This is a genomic window from Catenulispora subtropica, from assembly GCF_039531675.1.
Lineage (GTDB): Bacteria > Actinomycetota > Actinomycetes > Streptomycetales > Catenulisporaceae > Catenulispora > Catenulispora subtropica.
The window spans coordinates 86,636-107,820 of sequence record NZ_BAAAQM010000025.1 but is presented as its reverse complement, the minus strand read 5'-3'; the positions used below and the strand labels follow the sequence as shown (position 1 = coordinate 107,820).

General features: G+C 70.2%; 19 protein-coding genes and 1 pseudogene. 11 read left to right on the top strand and 9 right to left on the bottom strand.

All coding sequences use genetic code 11. The features are described 5' to 3' along the window. Positions 1-40: 40 nt before the first annotated feature. Positions 41-1,627, top strand: coding sequence for a sensor histidine kinase (locus ABD466_RS22250; RefSeq protein ID WP_344659059.1), 1,587 nt, complete (start codon positions 41-43; stop codon positions 1,625-1,627). Then, the gene (locus ABD466_RS22245) at positions 1,624-2,427 is read left to right on the top strand and encodes a response regulator (protein ID WP_344659058.1); all 804 of its coding nucleotides are present in this window, start codon (positions 1,624-1,626) and stop codon (positions 2,425-2,427) included. The genes ABD466_RS22250 and ABD466_RS22245 overlap by 4 nt, the downstream gene beginning before the upstream one ends. Before the next feature lie 34 nt (positions 2,428-2,461). Here ABD466_RS22245 and ABD466_RS22240 read toward each other — a convergent pair whose 3' ends face one another. Next, positions 2,462-3,037, bottom strand: coding sequence for a YciI family protein (locus ABD466_RS22240; RefSeq protein WP_344659057.1), 576 nt, complete (start codon positions 3,035-3,037; stop codon positions 2,462-2,464). A 108-nt stretch (positions 3,038-3,145) separates the two neighbouring features. Between ABD466_RS22240 and ABD466_RS22235 the strand changes: the two are divergent. Continuing rightward, positions 3,146-3,502, top strand: a pseudogene (locus ABD466_RS22235) (DUF805 domain-containing protein); the annotation flags it as partial. Between the two features lie 195 nt (positions 3,503-3,697). Here the strand turns inward: ABD466_RS22235 and ABD466_RS22230 are convergent. Next, positions 3,698-4,366, bottom strand: a complete 669-nt coding sequence (locus ABD466_RS22230) for a LuxR C-terminal-related transcriptional regulator (RefSeq protein WP_344659056.1) — start codon at positions 4,364-4,366, stop codon at positions 3,698-3,700. Then, complete coding sequence (locus ABD466_RS22225; protein WP_344659055.1) at positions 4,359-5,621, bottom strand: ATP-binding protein; 1,263 nt, start codon at positions 5,619-5,621, stop codon at positions 4,359-4,361. Before ABD466_RS22225 ends, ABD466_RS22230 begins: the two co-directional genes overlap by 8 nt. A 148-nt stretch (positions 5,622-5,769) precedes the next feature. On the opposite strand from ABD466_RS22225, the gene ABD466_RS22220 reads away from it, so the two are divergent. The 6 genes from ABD466_RS22220 to ABD466_RS22195 all read left to right on the top strand — a co-directional run bounded on the left by ABD466_RS22220 (position 5,770) and on the right by ABD466_RS22195 (position 13,517). After that, complete coding sequence (locus ABD466_RS22220) at positions 5,770-6,402, top strand: hypothetical protein (protein ID WP_344659054.1); 633 nt, start codon at positions 5,770-5,772, stop codon at positions 6,400-6,402. Positions 6,403-6,590: 188 nt separating this feature from the next. Beyond that, positions 6,591-7,463, top strand: a complete 873-nt coding sequence (locus ABD466_RS22215) for a nucleoside hydrolase (protein WP_344659053.1) — start codon at positions 6,591-6,593, stop codon at positions 7,461-7,463. A 127-nt stretch (positions 7,464-7,590) separates the two neighbouring features. Then, positions 7,591-8,688: a LacI family DNA-binding transcriptional regulator gene (locus tag ABD466_RS22210; protein ID WP_425558702.1), complete on the top strand. Its 1,098-nt coding sequence runs from the start codon at positions 7,591-7,593 to the stop codon at positions 8,686-8,688. Between the two features lie 123 nt (positions 8,689-8,811). Further along, positions 8,812-12,096 (top strand): hypothetical protein, encoded by a 3,285-nt coding sequence (locus ABD466_RS22205; RefSeq protein WP_344659052.1) that lies wholly within the window; start codon positions 8,812-8,814, stop codon positions 12,094-12,096. Between the two features lie 37 nt (positions 12,097-12,133). Continuing rightward, entirely contained in the window at positions 12,134-13,012 is an 879-nt protein-coding gene (locus tag ABD466_RS22200; protein ID WP_344659051.1) for a P-loop NTPase family protein, read from the top strand. A 163-nt stretch (positions 13,013-13,175) separates the two neighbouring features. Then, positions 13,176-13,517 carry a hypothetical protein gene (locus tag ABD466_RS22195; RefSeq protein ID WP_344659050.1) on the top strand — a complete coding sequence of 114 codons (342 nt, stop codon included), beginning with the start codon at positions 13,176-13,178 and terminating at the stop codon, positions 13,515-13,517. Between the two features lie 310 nt (positions 13,518-13,827). Here ABD466_RS22195 and ABD466_RS22190 read toward each other — a convergent pair whose 3' ends face one another. The 3 genes from ABD466_RS22190 to ABD466_RS22180 all read right to left on the bottom strand — a co-directional run bounded on the left by ABD466_RS22190 (position 13,828) and on the right by ABD466_RS22180 (position 16,985). Then, on the bottom strand, positions 13,828-14,292 hold the full coding sequence (locus ABD466_RS22190) for a hypothetical protein (RefSeq protein ID WP_344659049.1): 465 nt from the start codon (positions 14,290-14,292) through the stop codon (positions 13,828-13,830). Positions 14,293-14,940: 648 nt separating this feature from the next. Then, complete coding sequence (locus ABD466_RS22185; RefSeq protein WP_344659048.1) at positions 14,941-15,912, bottom strand: GNAT family N-acetyltransferase; 972 nt, start codon at positions 15,910-15,912, stop codon at positions 14,941-14,943. A gap of 356 nt (positions 15,913-16,268) precedes the next feature. After that, positions 16,269-16,985, bottom strand: a complete 717-nt coding sequence (locus ABD466_RS22180; RefSeq protein WP_344659047.1) for an SDR family oxidoreductase — start codon at positions 16,983-16,985, stop codon at positions 16,269-16,271. A 144-nt stretch (positions 16,986-17,129) separates the two neighbouring features. Between ABD466_RS22180 and ABD466_RS22175 the strand changes: the two genes are divergently transcribed. Beyond that, complete coding sequence (locus ABD466_RS22175) at positions 17,130-18,077, top strand: AraC family transcriptional regulator (RefSeq protein WP_344659046.1); 948 nt, start codon at positions 17,130-17,132, stop codon at positions 18,075-18,077. A gap of 485 nt (positions 18,078-18,562) precedes the next feature. Here the strand turns inward: ABD466_RS22175 and ABD466_RS22170 are convergent, their stop codons facing one another. Beyond that, positions 18,563-18,772, bottom strand: coding sequence for a hypothetical protein (locus ABD466_RS22170; protein ID WP_344659045.1), 210 nt, complete (start codon positions 18,770-18,772; stop codon positions 18,563-18,565). 127 nt (positions 18,773-18,899) lie between these two features. Further along, positions 18,900-19,478, bottom strand: a complete 579-nt coding sequence (gene pth, locus ABD466_RS22165) for an aminoacyl-tRNA hydrolase (protein ID WP_344659044.1) — start codon at positions 19,476-19,478, stop codon at positions 18,900-18,902. 198 nt (positions 19,479-19,676) lie between these two features. Between pth and ABD466_RS22160 the strand changes: the two genes are divergently transcribed. Continuing rightward, positions 19,677-20,522: a hypothetical protein gene (locus ABD466_RS22160; RefSeq protein ID WP_344659043.1), complete on the top strand. Its 846-nt coding sequence runs from the start codon at positions 19,677-19,679 to the stop codon at positions 20,520-20,522. A 77-nt stretch (positions 20,523-20,599) separates the two neighbouring features. On the opposite strand, the gene ABD466_RS22155 is transcribed toward ABD466_RS22160, so the two are convergent. Beyond that, entirely contained in the window at positions 20,600-21,034 is a 435-nt protein-coding gene (locus ABD466_RS22155) for a hypothetical protein (RefSeq protein ID WP_344659042.1), read from the bottom strand. Between the last annotated feature and the right edge of the window lie 151 nt (positions 21,035-21,185).

The following is a 21,185-nucleotide window of genomic DNA, read 5'->3' as shown; positions in this document are numbered from 1 at the left end:
GGGGAGGCGTCCCCGGCCCCCCGCCGACCAGAATGAGGGCATGCTCCAGGAACGCGGCGAGAGCCGAGACCGCCCCGCGGCGCCGACGGGTGACGACCGGCCGGGCGCGGCGGCAGTGGTGGCGCGCGCCGCGGGAGGAGCCGGGGCGGGTGCCGGCCCCGATCGGCCGGCGCGCCTCGTCACGGGGGTCGGAGGCGTCGCCGGGCCGCCCACTCCCCCATCGCCTCCCCCCTCGCCTCCGCCATCGCCTCCGCCGGCCCCGCCCATCGCCGGCCGCACCGCGAACGGGTCCGGCGGCGACGGCAGCTCGCACGCCCCGCCGCACGACGCGGACCCTCTGTCGCCGGCCCGGCCGCAGTCCTCCGCTCCCCCGGTTCAGCCGCCTGATTCCGCGACCTGGTCCGAGCGCGGCCGCCGGCTGGTCGAGGCGCCGCACGTCCCGGCGCTGCCGGTCGTGGCCCTGACCGTCGCGGCGTCCGCGGAGGCGCTGATCCGCTCGTCGGTGCGGATCGCGGACGGAACGGCCACGCCCGCGACGCTGCCCAGCACGCTGTTCCTGGCGCTGTGCGCGACGGTCCCGCTCGGTTTCCTCGGCGCCCTGGGGGCCGCGACCGCGACGAGCGCGGCGGCGGTCCTGGCCGTGGCCACCACCCGGTCGCCGACCGTGGGCGCGGCGCTGGCCGTGGTGCTGGCGGCGTACCGGCTGGGCTGGGCTGCCGACGCGCAGCGGTTCCGGCGGGCGGCGTTCGCGGCGCCGGCCGTCCTGGCGCTCCCGTTCGCGGTCATCGCGCTGGCCGGCGCCCGCGACTCCGACGCGGGCGTGCTGGCCGTCTGTCTCAGCGTGCTGGCGCCCGCCGCCGCGCTGGCGGGGAACGCGGCGCAGGCCCGGACCCAGGCGCGCGTGCACCACGCGGCGCGGGAGGCCGTGGCCCGTTCGCTGGTCGAGCACACGGCGCGGGGGGAGCGGGCCCGGATCGCGCGCGAGCTGCACGATGTCGTGGCGCACCACATCTCGATGATCGCGGTGCAGGCCGAGACCGCCCGGCTCGCCACCCCCGGCCTGCCTCCGCTGGGCGCCGAGCGGCTGCTCGCCATCGGCGACACCGCGCGTGCCGGGCTCACCGAGATGCGGCGGCTGCTCGGCGTGCTGAAGGAGGACGTGGGCTCGGCGGACCAGGCCGCCGAGCGGCATCCGCAGCCCGGGCTGTACCAGTTGCTGACGCTGGTCGACGACGCGCGCCGCACCTCCGGCACCGCCACCCGCCTGATCGTCTCCGGCTCTCCCACGCCGCTCGACCCGGGGGTCGAGTTGGCCGCGTACCGGATCGCGCAGGAGGCGCTCACCAACGCCCGCCGCCACGCCCGCGGGGCCCCGGTCGACGTCGAGCTGCGGTTCGCCCCCGAGGCGTTGCGGCTGCGGATCCTGGACGCCGGCACCGGCGCGACGTCGAGGGACGCGGAGTCGGCGGCCACGGCCGGCGGCCACGGACTGTCCGGCATGCGGGAACGCGCCGCGTCCGTCGGCGGCCGGCTCGCCGCCGGTCCCGGTCCGGCCGGCGGCTTCCTGGTCGAGGCCTGGCTTCCGGCCGACCCGGTCGCGACACCCGCCGACAGGGGCGGCCGATGACCGCCGCGCCGCGGGGTCCGGAGACCGTCGAGGCGGCGCCGCCGATCCGCATCGTGATCGCCGACGACCACCACGTCGTGCGCACCGGGTTCGCCGCCCTGCTGGCCACCCAGCCGGACTTCGCCGTGGTCGGCACCGCGGCCGACGGTGAGGAGACGGTGCGGCTGTGCCGCGAGGTGGGGCCGGACGTGGTGCTGATGGACGTGCGGATGCCGGGCACCGACGGGATCGAGGCCACCCGCCGGGTCGTGACCGAGGCGGCGGCGCGCCGGGACGGCGGACCCAGGATCCTGATCCTCACCACGTTCGACCTCGACCAGTACGTCTACGACGCGTTGTCCGCCGGCGCCAGCGGCTTCCTGCTCAAGGACGCCACCGCGGAGCGCCTGTTCGAGGCGGTGCGCGTGGTCGCGGCCGGCGAGGCGTTGCTGGCGCCGGGCGTCACGCGGCGTCTGATCAGCGAGTTCGCCCGGCTGCGGCCCGTGGCCGGGCCTCCGGCCGGCGCGGGTGAGACGCGCACTGCCGCCTCGGTCTCGGTGACCCGGTCGCCGCATCCTCCGCCGCATCCTCCGCCGAGTCCGGGTCTGACCGCGCTCACCCCGCGCGAGACCGAGGTGTTGCTGCTCATCGCCCGGGGCCTGTCGAACCCGGAGATCGCGGCGGAGCTGGTCGTCACCGACGAGACGGTGAAGACCCACGTCAGCAGGATCCTGACCAAGCTCGGCCTGCGCGACCGGACCCAGGCGGTGGTGGCGGCGTACGAGTCGGGACTGGTCACCCCGGGAGGTGAGGCCCGCTGACGCCGCCCACGAACCCGCGCGCCTCCGACCGGCGCTACCGTCGCCCGCCGAACTCCCAGCTGTGCACCTCGATCTCGGTGTACCGCCCGGCGTCCCCGCCCAGCACGGCGCGCGCCGTGTCCCGGTCCGGCGCCCGCAGCAGCGCCGCCGTGCCGACCCAGGTCCGGCCGTCGTCCGACAGCAGCGGACCGTACGCGATCAGGCCGCCGACCAGGCCGCCGGCGTCCGCCGGACCCACGGCCTGCGCCACCGGAGCCGTCACTCCCAGCCCCACGACCACGTAGCCGTCGCCGTCGGGACGTCCGCCGGGGAACTCCCACATCGTGCGTCCGAGGTCGTTGCGCCAGCGCCGCAGCATCACGTCCCGATAGGCCCCGGCCTGGTATCCGGGTTCTTCGAAGGCGAAGGTCCTCGCCGCCGCGGCGTCGGAGAACGTCGCGATGTGCACGCTGCCGAGCAGGCCCGCGTCGTCGCCCTCCTCCTCGAACACCGGCCCCCGCGCGATCATCTGCTCCTCGAACCGGTCCATATAGGACCAGTGCTCCTCCAGCAGCGCCTGCCGCAGTGGCAGCGACCCGGCCCGGTCGCGGTGGTAGCAGAAGAAATCCATGCGGCAACCTATCAATCGATCTAGCGCGGCGAAGCTTTCCCAAGCTAGCGTGCCCGCACCCGGGTCGATCGCGGCCGGGGTCTCTCTCTCGTCCAAAGGCAGGAACACGTGGGCTGGTACATAGGCGCGTTGAAGAAGTACGCGCAGTTCGAAGGTCGTGCGCGCCGCAAGGAGTACTGGATGTACTCCCTGTTCACCGCGATCTTCGCGATCGTCGCGGGCATCGTCGGGGGGATCCTGACCGTCGCGACGCACTCGCCCGCGCCACTGCTGCTGCTCCTCATCGGCTACTTCCTGGCGACCTTCCTGCCCGGCCTGGCGGTGACGGTGCGCCGCCTGCACGACACCGGCCGCTCGGGCGGCTGGTTCTTCATCAGCTTCGTCCCGTACGTGGGCAGCATCATCCTGCTCGTGCTCTGCTGCCAGGACAGCAAGCCCGACAACGAGTACGGTCCCAACCCGAAGGGCACCGGCTTCGGCTTCTACGGCAACGGCTACGACGCTCCCCCGTACCCGGGCTACGGCCAGCCCGGGGGCCAGCCGTACGGGCAGCCGTACGGGCAGCCCTACGGCCAGGCTTACGGCGAGCAGCCCCGCTACGGCGACCAGCCGCCGTACGGCAGCCGGTAGTCGCCCCAGCTCGCCCGGCTCGCCGTCCGCTCAGCTCATCGGCCGGCGATCGAGTAAGTCCCCGGGGCCCAGCCCCAGCTCCCATTCCAAGTCGGCCGGAGAGTGGTCGCGTAGGAAGTCGGCGAACTTCGCGGTGACCACCGCCATGTGCTCTTCTGCCGTCTTCTTGCTGATGAACAGTCGTTCGGCGATGCTGCGGAACGTCTCGCCGCGGGCCCTGGCCGAGAGGATCTCGCGTTGGCGTGGGGTCAGGCTCGCCAGGCCGCCGCGGCGTTCGGCCAGTTCGGCCAGGCCGACCAGGGCCTGGGTGATGACCACGCGGCCGGCCGCCACCTCGGCCACGGCTGAGGCGAGGGTCGCGAGCGGTTCGGCTTTGTGGACCACGCCGTGGGCGCCGGCCGCCACGCAGCCGACCAGGACCTCGCGGCGGCGTTCGTTGGTGTAGATCAGGGTCCGGAATCCGGCCCGTGCCACCGCCTCGACCGCGGCGGCCCCCTGCCGCACGCCGGTACGGCCGGTTCCGGTCAGGACCAGGTCGAGCAGAATGACATCCGCTTCCGGCGGGGCAGCCAGCAGTTCCTCCACACTGCTCACGGCGGCGGTCACGTGCAGGTCCGGGAGCAGGTGTGGCAGGCCTTCGCGGATCACCGTGTCGTCGTCGACGACGGCGACACGGATCCGGCGGTCGAGGTCATCCATGATCCAGCCTCCCGCGCAGAAGGACGACGGTGCCCGCGCCGGGTACGGAGCGGATCTCCGACTCGACGCCGATCTCGGCCAGCTCGCGGCTCACCTGGACCCGCAGGCCGAAGCCGAGAGGGCGGCTGGCCTGGTCGAACCCGCGACCGTCGTCACGGACACTGACTTCCCAGCAGTCCAGACCGGGCGGGGCGTCGGCGTGGACGACGACTTGTCCGGCCGCGGCATGGGTGCGCACGTTGTGCAGCACCGTCGCCAGCGCCTCGCGCAGTGGAACGGCGACCGCAGGGGCGATCACCACCCCGGCGGCGAGGTCCACGGCATAGTCGATCGGCAGATCGCTGAAGGCCTCGCCGGCCCGCCGTACCAGGGCGGCCAGATCCTCCGGCCCGTCCGGCGACACACCATCGGGCTGGTCCAGGAAGTTCCGCACCCGCACCGCCCCGGCGGCGGCCTGTCGGCGCAGCGCCTCCACGAGCCCGGGCTCCAGCCCTGGCTCGGACAGCAGACGCAGGATCGTGGCGTGGTCGTGGAGCAGCAGCCGGTGCCGGTCGCGCTCGGCCTGCCCGGCCGCGAGGGCGGCCTCGCGCCGCGCATGGTCCGCGTCCCGGCCCAGGCGCCGCACGAAGGTGGCGGACGACCGGGCGGACACGGCGAACACCACGTAGCCGACCAGGTTGCTGGCAGCCGTCGACGCGTGCGCGTCGGCCAGGACCAGGCTGGGCACCGCATACGCGACCGAGACCCCGCACGTCGCCAGCACGGTCTGCCACCGCGCCGGGAACCCGATCGCCGCCCCGAACACCGCGTTCACGCTGAGCGCGCCGCCCCAGGCGGTCCACGTCCCGACCCAGTCCTCACTGCGCAGATACCAGGGCTCGCACAACAGCACCGCCATCGCGACCACCACATCGACGCAACCCCACCAGCCCACCGGATACCGTCGCCGCCGCACCGCGAGCACGCACATCGCCGCCGACTCGACCAGGGCGACACCCATCAGGGCCGCGTCGAGGCCGCCGCCGGACGCCTGCCGCAACCCGTGCGGCGCAGCGGGCAGGATCTCCAGCAACGTGCCGATCCGCAGTGACACGAACGCGATCACCACAGCCAGCTCCGCCCCCGCGGCGGTCGTCGGCAGACCCGTCCGGTCGCCGATCCGGTAGCGCAGCGCCAGCGTCCTGAGCCGGGAACCGGGCGATACCGCGTGCGGTGTCGACGGCTGGGCGACGGGGGCGGGTGAGGGTGCTGCCACAGCCCCATCCTGCCGCAATCACCATCGGACCGGACCCCGGAGGAATCCGGGTTCTGCCGGCCCCCGAAACCGGCGAGACTGGCAGCTCAGCGGCATCGGAAGCCGTTCGGCGAGGGCGCCGGCCGGCCTGGGGAAGGGGAGGGGTCTCATGAGTGGTACGCGACGCAGGCCGGGGCGCACCGTCATGGCGGCGGTCGGTGTGGCGTGTGTAAGCGCGGTCGCAGGCTGCGGTGGTGATCGCAGCGGCTCCAACGGCTCCGACAACGCAGGCGGCTCCGGCACCTCGGCGGCGCCAGTCGCCGGGGGAATCGCGGCCACCGGCGCGACGGCGACAGCCGGCTCGGCCGGTTCCACGCCGAAGACGTCCTCCGCCTCCCCCTGCGACCTGCTGCCCCAGTCCCTGGCCGGCCAGATCCTCGGAAAGCCGGTGCCGGCCGCCGACGTCGAAGGGCCGACCACGTGCGGCTACAGCCTCCACGGCGACGATTACGGCGACGGCGTGACGCTGGCCATCGACAAATGGGTGGGCGCCGACGTCACCGTCCAGACCGAGGTCAGCGAAATCACCCGCCACCCGAACGCCGTCCAGCCCGTGGCCGGACTGAGTCCCGACGCCGTCGTCATCCTCGACACCTCCAACACCCCCGACGCCACGATCGCAGTGGTATGGAAGGCCGGCGAGGTTCAGAAACTGGTCGTCTTCGCATCCGGCGACCTCGACGGAGTCCGCGCCCGCGCCGTGACCGCCGCCCAGCAGATCTACCAGGCCGAACGACACTAGCCGGGCGGCGTCCAACGGCGTCCCGTCGCGGTGCTCCCCCAAGTCCCGTCCGGAGAAATCGATAAGCATCCATCCTGATGGGGCTCTGTTCTCGTGGCGGCTGGGGTTCGGCCGTATCGCAGCCGATCGCAGGGCCCTGCTGCGATATTCCGTTGGGTACGTCTCGCCGGATCGGTACGGTCGCGGGCATGGCCATTCCGATCGCGTTCGACATGGAGACCGCCGACCCCGACGACGTCTTCACCCTGTGTGCCCTCGCGACGCATCCGTGGGCGCGCCTGGTGGCGGTGACGGTCATGCCTGGATCGGACGAGCAGATCGGTATCGTCAAGCACCTCCTCGGGCGCCTTGGGGTGACCGTGCCGGTCGGCGCGTACCGGCCCGGCGCTGACGTGAGGCCGGTGTCGGGCTTCCATCGCCGATGGCTTGGGAGAGTTCCGCCCCGCGAGCCTGACGCCGAGGCCTGGCAGCTGCTCCGGGACGCCTTCGTCAGCGAGGGCGCGACGCTGCTCACGGGGGCGCCGTTGAAGAATCCCGGCATGCTCCTGGAACGGGAACCGGACGTGCGCATCACCCGCTGGGTCGCGCAGGGCGGCTTCGCCGGCGACTCCGTCGTGCCGCCCGAACACCGTCTCCCCAAGTTCGAAGGACGCGAGACCTGCGGGACCTACAACTTCAACGGCGCTCCGGAGGCTGCGTTGAAGCTGTTGGAGTCGCCCTACGTCGGTGAGCGGGTGCTCGTCTCGAAGAACGTCTGCCACGGCGTCGTCTACGACGGCGCGATGCACGCCGCCCTGTCGGCGCGGCGGCTCACCCCCGGCATGGCGCTCGTCCGGGAGGGCATGGGGGTCTACCTGGCCAAGCGCCACGCCGGCAAGGCCTTCCACGACCCGCTCGCCGCGGCCGTGGCGCTCGATGAATCCGTCTGCACGTTCCGCGAGGTCGAGGTGTACCGCGAACGCGGCGCCTGGGGTACACGTCTGGCGGCCGACACCCGGACGCGGATCTCGGTCTCGGTCGACCACGCGCGATTCCTGGATGTCCTCGCGGCTACCGAGTGACGGCCTTCGCTCTGAGTGAGCGTGGTAGAGCCTGTGTCACGTACACAATTGAGCAATATCTTGGTGCACAAGCGCAGGTATGCCGCGGGCATGGCGACGTGGTCTGCCGGTAGCCTTGCGGAGTCGGATGCTGAGCCGGTCAGCCTGGCGGAGTGGGGCGAGGCTGCGAAAAAGGAGGCCGGAGACGTCTACAGTAGGGCCACCCGCGCGCTCGCGCCCGACGCTGGAGGCTGTCGCAACCGTCGCCGGCGTTTCCCGGGCGACGGTTTCCCGCGTCATCAACGGCGACCACCGGGTCCGCGCCGACGCCGCCGCGAGCGTTCGCGCCGCCATCGATCAGCTGGGATACGTCCCCAATCAGGCTGCCCGATCACTGGTCACGCGCCGGACGGACGCGGTGGCGGTCGTTGTGGCCGAGCCTCAAGAGCGGGTCTTCATCGACCCGTTCTTCGGCACGATCTTCCGGGGCGTGGGCAAGGCGTTGGCCGAGCACGGCCTGCAGTTCGTCCTGCTGCTCCTCGAGGGGACCACCGACCGGGACAGCGTGGTGCGCTATCTGGCCGGCGGTCACGTCGACGGTGCGCTGATCTTCTCGTTGAAGTCCGATGACGCACTGCCGGCCGCAGTCACGGGGCTGGACCTGCCCGCCGTGTTCAGCGGCCGGCCCGACTGGCCGCGGCATCAGGCCGGGGACGACGTTCTGTTCGTCAACGCCGACAACCGAGGCGGGGGCGCCACGGCCGCACGCCATCTCCAGTCCCTGGGCCGCTCCAAGATCGCCACGATCACCGGCCCGATGGACCAGGCCGCGTCGGTGGACCGCCTGCTCGGCTTTCGCGACGAGCTGCCGCACCTTGCCGACTCGCTCATCGTCGAGGCTGATTTCAGCCGGCACGGCGCCGCACGCGCCATGCACCTTCTCCTCGAACGCCACCCTGATCTCGACGCCGTCTTCGTCGCCTCCGACCTGATGGCCGCCGCAGCGCTGGACGTACTGCGGGAACAGGGGCGGCGAGTCCCGGACGATGTGGCCGTCGTCGGGTTCGACGGCATAGCGGCGGTCGCCGAACGGACCAGCCCACCCCTGACAACCATCCACCAGGACATCGAGAAGATGGGTCGTCTCATGGTCGATCTCCTGACTCAGGCGATCACCGGGCCCGGCGAACCGAGACCAGAGTCGATCACCATCCCCACACGTCTGGTGCGACGGTTGTCCGCCTGACGCCAGTTCGGCGTCGAAGGATCGGGCCGTGTCCACGGCCGGACAGGTAACCGGCGGCCAGAGCGTCTGCATGCGATACGCCCGAGCCGCCCCAGTGTCGCAAGTGCCTGCCATGATTCAGACATGTCGAACCGTGATCTGACGTGGTGGCCGGTGGAGAACGGCTTTCAGATAGCCCTGGACGGCCGCGAGCTGGTGTGCCGGGACCGAGAGCGGAACCCCGTCGTGCCCGTGCCGCAGGCCGTGCTGGACACTCGGAGCTATCCGGCGTGGGCGCTGGTCAACCGGCCCGGCGAGGCCGATCTCGCGGATGCCTCGGAAGCCGTGGTGAAGGGGCTGTGGGGCAGACAGGCCGTCGTGGTGGCCGCGGGCTACGAGCGTGCCGCCGACAACCTGCCCGCCGAGCACCTTCCGGTTTTCTTCGAACAGGCGGCGCGCAAGCTTGACCGGAGTTACGGCGACAAGAAGCGGGCCGCGAGCTTCTTCGCCCGGGCTCGGGCAGCCGAGGCCGAGCACGGGTTGCCGATCACGGATCAGGCCTGGCTGGGGGTGCATTTCGACTTCGCCGCGCTGGGAGTCCTGAGCGCCAAGTCCGTGGCCGACTTCGTCAAGGCTCTGCCGAACCGCGCCGAACCGGACACCGCGCTGGAGGCCCTGATCCGCGTCGCGGTGCTGCGTGCCCACGCCGGGCAGGCGCCGTGGCCGCAGCTGCCCAAACAGGTGTCGGCGTTCGCCAAGGCTGCGAAGCGCGATGAGCTTGCGGCCCACCGCGACCTGGTGGAACAGCTGGTCGGTGCCGAATCCCTGGGGGAGTCGGCCGTGGCGCTGTGGACCACATGGGAGCCGATTCTGGTGCGGGTCTGCGCCGAGTCGCCCAAAGCACGTGGGCTGCTGTTGAATCTGCTGCCCGAGCCGGAGAAACTCGACGGCTGGTGGCTGGAGTTCCTTGACGGATGCGGGGCGAGCGCGGGCTTGTTCGGGCCCGCCGAGCCCGGGGCGGAGCCGGCTGGAGGCCGGGCGGCGTGGCTGGAACGGACCGTCTGGCACCCGAACATGAACGCCACCCTGCGCCGCAGGAAGCGGTCCACAGCCCTGCTGGTGCCGCAGATCAGCGAACTGATCGTGCGGATGGCGCAGGCTCTGCGGGAAGACGGCGTACCGGTGCGGCTGCATGGACCGGACTACTGGGCGAAGTACGTGGACGTGAACGTGCTGGAGACCTGTCTGGCCCACGGCGTCCCGGTCGCCGACCTGGCCCCGGGCAGCGGTCTGGCCTTGGAATCGTGGTTGCGGCTCCGCGGGCCCGAGGACGACCTGGCCGCGACGGCGGCCGATCCGCGGTTCGCCCCGATCCTGCGGAGCTGGGCGGAGAAGGGCGACGCGGTCCGGCTGTGGACGATTCCCGCGCTCCGGCGATTCCTCCCCGAACCGGCCGGGACCGAGACCGACCGGCACCCGCTCGACGGCCCCAAGATGCATTCGGCGGTGCATGACTTCGACGAGGTCAGGGAACCGTGGGGAGGTCACCGGCGGGTCCCGAACACCTTGCACACCATCCGAGTGCTGACCCGCGCTCTTCGGGAGGGCACCGCCCCGGACACCGTCGAGCAGGCGCGCGGGTTCGGCGTGACCATGAGCCTGGCCGGCCGCGTGGAGTGGGCCGTGCTGCGCGCCGTCTCGCCCGCCACCCATGCCGAGCGCCGCGCGATGCTCAGGGCCTTCCTCGAAGTCTGGGCCGAATCCGTGTTCACCGATCCCGGTACCCGCATCTACCACGGAACCGCGCACCTGGACCGCGACGTAGCGGCCGACGAGCACGGCCTGGCGCTGGCGTCGTATCACACGCACCGGACCGCCGAGCCGTTCGTTGCCGTGACCGACGGCGCGACCGGCTCCGAGCCCCCGTCCCTGGGCCCGGTGGAGACCGTGACCGAACGCTCCGTGGGCTGGGGCACCGCGGAACGACTGCGGCGGGTGCTGGACCAGCTCTGCGAGCACGGGCCGGTCCCGCACGACCCGGCGGCCGCCGCGGCGCTCGTCGACCGGGGCACGGGCCTGAGCCGCGGCGGCGCCGAGATGGTGCTGGCCGGAATATTCGGCGCCGACGGCCGCAACGACCGCGCCACCTTGTCTCCCGAGGCGGCCGCTGTGCTGGGCATCGACGCCAAGCAGGGCGGCGAGATCGCCCGCGAGGTGTCGTGGCTTACGGCCGATCAGCGGTTGACCGTGCTCACCGGGGTCCTGCCGGACGATCCGGCGGAGCTGTGGCGGCCCGGCGGAATGGTCGCCGTGGCCGAACGGCTGGCCCGCGCGTGGACGACTCAGCTCGGCGGTGGTGCGGCGGTGCCCGAACAGACACTCAGCGCCGCACCGCCGAACCTGTCCCCGGACCGCTCCATCCGCCGGATCCTGTCCGCCCTGGCCGGACCCGACCGATCGCCGATTCTGACGCGGGACATCGATGTCTGGCTCAGGCCCGGGCGCGAAAAAGACGCCGTGGCGTACATCACCAGCGACGGGGAGACGGTCCACGAGTTCGACCGCTGGCTTTCCGGCCTGACCCACGCCATAGCCTGGGCCTACGCCGCGCTGCCCGAGGGCGATCCGGTGCGGGCCGGCATCCCGGAGGCCGTCCGGCTGCTCCGCGAGCGGTTCGCCCATCCCGGCCTGCTGCTGTACGCCATCCACAACGACAGGTCCGTGGATTCGCTGGCGGAACGATTCGGCCCGGTCCCCTACTCCGGTCCGGTTCCGTTGCCGGACGTCACGTTCGACGACGGCCTGATCGTCGTGGCCCACCGCGCCGGCAAGTCCTGGTTCTACTTCCGGCCGTCCCGGTACCGCGTCGACGCCGCCCGCACCGCCGAACTCGACGCGCTCAACACCTGGCATCTGGGCACCCTCGCCGCGGTCCGGTTCCTCACCGGCCCGGAATGTGACCGCATGGTCGAGCGCGTGGCATCGGGCGGGCTGGCGGCCGGGGCGCGCGAGGCCGATCCCCGCGCCAGCGCGCCGGAGATCGTCGCGGACCTGGCCGGCCACTTCGGACTGAGCACCGACGCCGCGGCCCTGTACCTCCAACTCCTGGCCATGCCTCATCCGAGCGACGCGCAGGTTCGGATCTGGAACGGCTGGAGCACCGCCCAGCACAAGGACGCGGTGTCCGAGATCCTGGCCCGGGGCCTGGTCGTGGAGGACAAGCGTCCGAAGTCCGGGCGCAAGGTGTTCCTGCCCGGCACATGGGAGAAGGCTGCCGACTACAAATATGCGCGGCCTATGGAGGCCTGGAAGCTCGCCCTCCTGAGGACGATGTCCCTGCACCACAGCTTCGACTGGCCGTTCCGGCCGCTGCCGGAGTTGTTCGCGGCGGCGCGGGACCGTGTGGTCGGGGGTGACGTGCCGCAGTGAACTCGGGACGTCTGCGGGCCGGGACGGCGTGACGGCTGTGTCCAACATCTTCACCTCTGCCGTGCGCGTGTTCGCCAAGCCGGGCAAGCCGCTCACCAGAGCGGTCGCCGAAGAGATCCTCGCCGCCATGAAGGCGGACAACGGCTCGTACTGGGTCCCGGTGACGGCCGCGTCGGGACCGAATGGATGCTGGCTGGACGTGCAGTTGGGAAGTGCGAAGAACCCCGGATGGCCCGAGTTCTGGGAGCACCGCGGTGACGAGTTCGACTCGATGTGGGAGCGGTTCAGCAATGAAGGCGGCTGGCCCGACACCATCACGCACAGCCTGCGTGCGGAGTACTTCCACGCGCTGGATTCCCGCCCGGTCCGCTACGGGTTCGATCACGTCATCGTGACCGGGCCCCGCGCGGCGCTCCCCGAGCCACCGGATGCCGCCGACACCTGGTCCGAAGTCGGCCCGCGCATGTGGAAGTCGACGGCGCGCGGGTCTTACCAGGGCCTGAACGAGCGCACCGACATGCGCGAAGGCCCTTCGGCCTGGATCAAGGACGCCGGATGGGAACCCGGCAGGCCGGCCGTCCATCCGTTCGAGCTGACGACCCCGACGACCCCGGCGCGACACGCGACCGGCGCCCCGGACTTCGAGCCGTCCTGGCTCGAACCGCTGCTGGCGGACGACGGGACACCGCCGCATCCGGAGATCGAGCGCGTCGACCTGTTCTGGCGGAACCGCCTTGTCCACCGGGCACAGATGTACCCGGTTTGGTGGCTCGACGACAAAGACGACGACATGCCCGGCGACGAGCCTGCGGAGTGGGAACATCGCTCGGCCGACGACTGGGACAACTGTCTGGACCCCGAATATCGGAACTACCTCACGGACTGGTCCGAACGTTGGATCGCGGCGAGCGGCTGACCTGAGGACGGCAGCCCAGCGATCAAGGCACGAAGGAGCACTGCCGGGCCGCTGACCCCATCCTCACAGCTACTCCCCTAACAACAACCTCCTGCTGCCGTACTGGGAGTGGCGTCGCCGACGGCTGAGGCAACCGCCGAAGTCTTCTTCGCGTCACCAAGGTGTGAATGACAAGTATGTGCGTCGCTACCAGTGGCCGATCATCGGAACGGGGACGTACGTCGTCGTATCGATGGCTGCCTGGATCGTTTTCCTGACACGCTTCCATGGGCTCGGGTCCTATGCCAAGAGTGAGGAGGAGTTGGCGAACAACTCCCTGGAGCTCCTCTTCAGGTTTGCGGTGCTGTTTCCGTCGGGGCTGGCTATCGTGGCCATGTCCTGGCTGCTAGCTCCGTTGCGGCCAAGGTTGCGGTCGGCTTTGACCGTCGTACTGATCGTCGGAGCCCTAGCGATCGGCAGCCTCCTGCTTTACTTGGCTTCGTCGACGAGCAATACGACAGCCTGAGCGAGCGGTCACGGCGTCGGCCCGCGGAGATCTTGTGGGTGGCAGCGCGCCGTGTGGTGGTCTTCTGCGCCTTCTCTACGATCACTGAAGCGGGCAGGGATCCCGCCCTCGTTGACCCGCCCCGGGCCGACGCTGCCCGGCCGGGTTAACGGCCAAATCGGCAGACTCGACCTGTTTTCACGGATCAGGCAGCGAGTCGGCTGTCGTTGGCGTTTGCACTGGTCAGAATTCTTTGGGAGTGGTGGAGAAAAATCTACAGATCCGACGGACGGCTCCGCTGGCGCGGCCCAGGCCGTGTTCGAATGCGAGCTCAGTGCTTCCCGGACCCGGGCCGTCCTGTCCAGACCCGGGACGGGTCGGTGCCGTGCGGTGGCCAGGCTGGTCGGCCTCGCGGCGCTACGACCCCCTTGGGCGGGTACCCGTCGCTGGTCGGCCCGGCCGTTGCCAGACGTAACCTACGGCGCTGTTGCGGGCCGCAGGAAAGCATCAGAGTGCAGCAACAGGCGGAGGTCATGGCCAGGTAGCTACGGCTGAAGGCGAAGCCGAGGTCGAGTCGCTCACCGTCCACCTCGAGCACCTCCACCGCCCACAGCCGCTGGCCGGCCAGCGCCGCCAGATCGGCGGGGTCTGCCGGGTCGTCGCCGAGCTCATACCAGCCCTCGGGGTCGCCGCGCTGCTCGGCCAGGACGGCCGTGTCCACTTCAGCGTAGGTGACAATCCGCGACTCGACGTGCCAGGCGAACTCGAGCTGGAGCCCTTCGAAGACGAACAGCATAGGCGAGCGGCTGCCCCAGGCGTGTGCAGAACGGCGACCCAGAAGGCCCTGTGTCGGAGTCCATATCCCGGTCAGGCAGCGTCCGACAGCCGCTGTCAGCATCGGGCCGTGGCGGTCCACAATCTCGTCGTAGTACTGGGCCCAGTTGGGAGTGACACCAGAGCGAGAAGTCCAAGCAGCCGTCACAGGCTCCATGATGGACCCGCCCACTTCTCAAACGCACCTAAGGTCCGGCCGACCCGGCCTTGTGGACCCAGGACCAAGCCTCTCCGCGTTGGCCCAAAGTGCGGCGCCGATCGGCCTGGTCGTCGTCGGCGTGGTCGGCAGCCAGGCGGTCGTACACCGCAGCGCGGGCCTCGGCGAGGGCGGCGATCTCCTTCGGGTCGGGGAGGACATCTCCGATGCCGGAACACGGAAGGGCATCACCGGTGAAAGCTCAGGACTCTGGTTCACCATCGCCGAGGCTGTACGGATCATTCGACCCGGCTCCTGTTCTACGAATTTTCCGGGTGGCCCGGTGTTCGTATCGCCTCTGAGCTGCGCTGGGACATAGCGGATATGTCCGCGACGGGTGCAGGGCTGATGCCGAGTCAGCCTGTCGCCGATGAAGCAGTTCGCCCTATTTCGCCGGCGACCACGCCGGATCGTTCAGCTCTCGAGCGCCCAGCGCACGAACCGCGACTTGGATACGAACCCTGCCTTCTCGTAGATCCCGAACGCCCCGGAAGGGGTCGCCGAGTCCACGCGCAAGACTGCGCGGTCGTAGCCCTGATTCGCGGCGGCCCGCAGCGCGTGGCCGATCAGCGCGCTGGCGACGCCGCGCCGCCGGTAGTCCCGGAGAGTGCCGATGAGGAAGAAGGTCGCGTCGCGGAAGCCGGTGACCGCCGTGTCGGCCTCCCAGCACTTGGTCAGCAGCATGCCCGCCGGAGCCCCGTTCGCCATATCCCGGAGCAGGAAGCTGACCTCGGGCTGGAAGGTGTGGTTGATCATCCAGTTCTTCCAGCTGTCCACGGGCGTCTCCGCCAACCCCGCGTCCTTGAACGCCTCGTTCCGGATCATCCGGAACTCCTCGTCGTTCTGCTGCGTCCAAGGCTCGACCCGCAGCCCGTCGGGGACCATCGTCTCGGGGATCGCGTCACCGAGCGGATGCTCCATCTGCTGGTCGTACCAGGCCGGCGCGAAGCCCTGGGACCGGAACAGTTCGGCCACGCCGGCGATGTGCTCGGCCCGGTAGAGATCGATCACGAGCCGCGTCGCCGGGCTGTGTCGTGCGTGCAGTGCCTTCGCCGCCGCCACCCCGGCCTCCACGAGTTCGGTGCCGATGCCACGGCGGCGGTGGTCGGGGTGGACCCCGCCGTTGACCAGGACCCGGTGGACGTCGTCGGTGGCCGGCTTGTAGCTGACCTTCATGTAGCCGGCCATCACGTCGCCGTCGAAGGCGCCGAGGGTCGCACGCTCCAAGTCCAAATAGGGGTCGATCAACTCCTGCAAAGTGTCCTGTGCGGTGTAGAGCTGGCCGATCCGGTCGACGGCCTCCATGGCGTTGAGCAGGTCGGCCGCCGCCTGGGCGTCCTCGACGGTGAGCGGCCGCCATGTGAGCGAGCTGGATTCTTCGACCATGCGGCCGACGGTAACCGCCGCGTGCGCGGGCTGCCAATTTGTTTCTCGGCAGCGGTGAGCTGCACCTTGTCATGGCTGCATGTCCAGCACGCGGGTCTCGAGGTCAACGATGCGGCGGTCGACGAAGCGGTCATTCTCGCGGGCAGCGGCCAGCTAGTCAGAAAGGGCGCGGATCGCAGCCTCCTGATCGCGGGCGGTGCGTTTGAGGGTCGAGGGCAACTGAAGACCGTGGCTTGGGCCGCGACAGATTCCCGGTGCCACACCCAGGTCTGAAGCGTGCCACTGAGGATGAAGTGCTGACGTCTCGCCGGGTTCGCCATGGTGACGGGGAGGGTGCAGTTGCTGCACACCGGCGGTCACACCAGTGCTGCGCCGCCGTCTATCGCGATCGTGGTACCGGTGACGTAGGCGTTGGACATAGCGAACTGGTAGGCGGCCGCGGCTTCCTCGGCTGTACCGACACGCCGGGTGAGCAGCTCGGAGCCGTGGTCCTGGAGGAAAGCCTGCGGATCCGGGACGCTGCCGTCCCACAACTCTGTGTGGATCACGCCGGGCCGGACCACGTTGACCCTCAGCGGGGCGAGTTCGACGGCGAGTGCTCGGGATAGAGCCTCGATGCCGCCGGTGATGCCTGCCGTGACCGCGGTTCCGGACATGGGGCGGACCGCCAGGACGCCGGAGCTGAAGGTGATCGAGCCGCCGGGGCGCAGTCGCGGCGCGGCGTGCTTGGCGGCGAGGAACGCGCCCCAGAATCGGCGCTCGAAGACGGCCCTGGCCTCTTGCGGGGTGGTGTCGGACAGCGGCTTGATCACCAGGGATTCGCCTGCGGTGTATACGAGGTGGTCGAACTCGCCGACCTGCTCGAAGAACGCGGCGATGGCGTCGCCGTCGGCGACGTCCAGGCGGTGGCCTTCGGCCGGCTCGCCCAACCGCTTCGTCGCGGCGTCCACGCGGTCCTGGTTGCTGGAGGCGACTACGACGTGCGCGCCGGCCGCCGCGGCCTGTCGGGCCACGGCGAAGCCGATGCCGGAGGTGCCACCGATGATCACGATCTTCTTGCCGGTGAGAGCCATGCCGATCCGTTCCTTCGTCGATGCGGTGCCGGGGTTCGGCGACCGCGCTGGAATGAACCTACGGCTCTATGGCGAGACGATGAATGGCTGAAGATCTCGATTCCCTGTCATATCGTCTCGCTGCACAGGCGCTAGAGTGACGCCATGGACATCCTGAGCGACACCCTCGAAGTCTTGCGCACGGGACGCCCGATGGTGACGCGCACCGACGCACACGGCCCGTGGGCCCTACGGTTCCAGCCCATTTCAGGAGCTGGATTCCATGTTGTCGTGGAAGGGCATTGCCACCTGCTGCCACCGCACGGCCAGCCGCTCGCGCTCAGCCCCGGCGACATCGTGTTCCTCCGACGCGGCAGCGGGCACACGCTGTGCGACGTGCCCGGCCGCGATCCGGTGGACTTCGTCCCGGAGCGCGTGGACCGCTCCTCACCGATCGGCCAGGTCACCATAGACGGACCCGGGCCGCGCACCGTGCTGGTGTGCGGCGCCTACGCCATCGACGTCGATCGCCCGCATCCGCTGTTCTCCGATCTACCGGAGGTCATCCACCTCCCCGCAGTTCCCGGCCGCCACCCGGTGCTGCGCTCGGCGGTCGACCAGCTGTGCGCTGAGTTCCACGCGCCGCAGCCGGGCTCGGACGCGGTCGTCACGGCGCTCATCGACCTGCTGCTGCTGTACATCCTCCGCTCGTGGTACGCCGAGGTGCCGAAGGACCGGACCCGGGGCTGGACGGCCGCGCTGACCGACCCGGCAGTCGCCCCGGCGCTGAAAGCGATTCACGACGACCCCGGCCATCCCTGGACCGTGGAATCGCTGGGCACCCACGCCGGGCTGTCCCGCGCCGCATTCGCCCGCCGCTTCACCTCAGTGGTCGGCGAGCCACCGTTGACGTACCTGACGAACTGGCGCATGGCCACCGCAGCGCGGCTGCTGCACCAGTCGCCGGCCGCGCTGAGCACGATCGCGGAACGCACGGGGTACACGTCGGAGTTCGCCTTCGCCAAAGCCTTCAAACGACGCTTCGGATCGCCACCCGGGGTGTACCGCAAGCAGGTCAAGGCGGCAGGAGACCAGAGCGATGGTCACAGATGACGCTCTGCTTCTACAGGACTCGCCAGCGCACCAGCAGAAGCCACGAGGCTGAAGGACCGCTATCTGCACCGGAGTTCGCCTCCGACGCCGAAGAACAAGTGGAGCAGACAGCAGATACCGCGCCCCGCGGGAAGGCCTCCACGTGACCGTTTCGGCGCGGCCGAGGACTTGGTCCCAAGCGCATCGCTTTCGAGGCTGCGCTGGAGGACCTGGTGCGGTCGGGCGATCTGCGCCTGTTCTCGAAGGACGAGCGCGAACGGAACACAGCCGGATACCAGGCCGCCGCGTCACTTCCTGCCCCTCTTTCACCGGGTGCTGCACGGCAGTATGTGGTGCACGCGAGCGACGCCCTACGGATAAGGCACTGGCCCTGGATCTCAGCCACACCACCACCCCGGCCGAGGGCGGGTTCTGCACCTTCCGGCCCATCGTCCAAGGCGGTGCCTGCCCCTGGAACGTCGACTGCCACAACTGCGACAAGTTTGTCATGTCCGGCGCAGACCTGGTCTACTGGCGCCGCAAGCGCGAACTCTGCCAGTTCGTTCACCGAACGCCGGCGTCCGGACATGCACCGCCCGCCAACCATCGCGCAGCGGCCAGTCCGCGCTCACCTCCTCCTCCCAGTTCCAGAACTGGCTGAGCGCGCTGATGAACGCTTCGCCGCGGCCGACCAGGACCTCTCCGTTGAATCCCATGCCCGCATGGTTAGAGATCATCGCCGACATTCAGGAACCCGGCACATTCCGCGCCTCAAACGGGATGCCGCTCAGCCTGGAAACCGGCGTCGAGCCCGAGCACTCGGCCGCGACTGGGACGGTGCTGTCAGCGGGTGTGCAGTGCCGTCTGCGCCTTGTCCAGACCGTGTTCGATGAGGTTGTCGACCGCGGTGACGCACCGTTCCAACAAGTCAGGGAACTGCTCGGCCTCGGTCGTGGTGAACCGGCCGAGAACGAACCGGCCGATCTTCTGCCCCTTGACGGGACGGCCAACGCCGAAGCGCAGCCGAAGGTAGTCATGGGTGCCGACGGCGTCGGACACCGAGCGCACGCCGTTGTGACCACCGGGCCCACCGGCTCGCTTGAGGCGGACGACACCAAACGGGAAGTCCAGATCGTCTTGAACCACGAGCAGTCTTGTCGCAGGCACCGCGTGAGAGCGCATGAGCCCGGCGACCGGCGGGCCCGACTGGTTGATCGTCCACAGCGGCTTCGCCAACAGCACGGACCGGTCGGCCACCCCGATCTCTGCCAGGCGGCAGCGCGGTCCGCGCATTCTGAACCGGGCTCCCGCACGCTCGGCGAGATGTCCGACAACGGAGAAGCCCACATTGTGTCGGGTCCCGGCGAACCAGGGGCCGGGGTTGCCAAGGCCGACTATGAGCCAACGCTCGTTCGAAGTCACCTGGGAACCTTACCGAAAGCGGCAGTTCAGAGGCCCGGAGGACGACAGTATGCCGAAGGCATATTTGTCGCTGCCCGTCGGCCCGGTGGTGCGCGACGAGCACAGAGCATCGACGCCGCCGCATCAGCGGACGACCGGCCGAGCAGCCACCGCCCGGGTGGAGCCCACCGGCCCGCCGCACTGGGCTATGACTTCGCGATGGTGCCTGGTCGCCCGGAGATCGCCGAGGACCTCGCGGTTGCGTTCGAGGCGGCCACCGGTCCGCTGGGGACCTGGAAGCGCGTGAAAGGCGCGGACAACCTGTGGCAGGCGGCACGGCAAGCCGCCCGGTGGATCGAGCAGACACGGCCGGAGCTGACCGGCCTCGGCCAGCTGTCGGCCGCCGACGCCTCGATGCTCGCGCACTCGTTCCGAGTGCCGTCCGGCGAGGGTTTGACCGCGACGTTGCGGGCGTTGCTGCGCTACAGCCCGGTAGTCAAGCCTGCGGCACAGCAGGCGCTGGCCCGCATGCTCAGAAATCGCGGCACGAGCGCTCGCCAGCCCTACAGCGCCGAGGAGTTCGAGCAGATCAGCGTGCTGGCCCGCGGCATCGTCCGCCGCGCCAGAGACCGACTCTTCGAGCACTGGCAGTCGGACGCCGCCGGTCACGCTGAGGAGGTGTCGCTTCCGTCGGCGCATCTGAGCTTGAAGGAGGCGTGGGGGTTCGGGGTGCTGCTGGCCGGGGCTGACGGGGATGAACCTGTCGACACCGTCAGAGTTGCCGGCACCGCACCTGCGTGCCACAGCTCCCGGCGAGCCCGGGATCGCGCTGGTGGACGCGGACAAGGCACGCCGCGGCCTGCGCTCGGCCCACGATTCCAAGGAGCCGAACATCAACAGCTCGATAAGCTTCCCGTCAGCGGCCGATTCCGACACACCTGTCGGGCAGAGAATCGGTGTGAAGACCGCAGGCTTGGGGATCTACGGCCCGCACCTCGCGTCGGCCGACAGCTTCGCGTGGAGCTACCAGGGCAGGGTCATCCCCTACTTCCTCGGGGCGGTTGACCCGCAGTGTGGGCGATCGCGTTATTCCCTAGGTGCTGGGGTGCTCACGATGATGGGGGCTGTCGGGTCGGACGCGATCAGCCGGTCTCGGGAGCGCTGTTCTGGATGTCGAAGCCGGACATCTCGTCCCAGGCAACGGCCGACCAGTGGGAGGCCGCCGCTGACCAGATCCGGTTGACGAGCTCCCAGTCGGGATTGCTTCCGCTCAGGGAGATCTCGGCGAGCAGGTCGCAGCCCCACACGCCTTTGTCGCAGTCGGGATCTGCGTGGATCACCGAGTCGGCGATCTGCTCCACTCCGACGTGCACTTCGATGGCGAGCCAGTCTGCCCGCGCTGTCCCGTCGGGCCCCCTCGTCGCCAGGGAGTAGGCAGCCACGCCGTCACCGAACGGACCCAACCACTCACCCAGCAGAGGGTCGCCGGTGGCGCGTAGTTCGTCGAGAAGGCGTGTCATCGCTTCCTCGGCACCGATCTCACCTGCTCGGCAGAAGAACTTCAACCGATAGACCATTGGAGCACCCGATCCTCGTCCCGTCTGGCACCGACCGCACGATCATCCCAGTCGTGCATGACCGATTGCCTGGTTGGTCGGCGGCCCGACGGCCCTAGACTTGATCGTCACTCCCAGGGCCGTCAAGGTGCTGGCGGTGCCGTTGCATTCA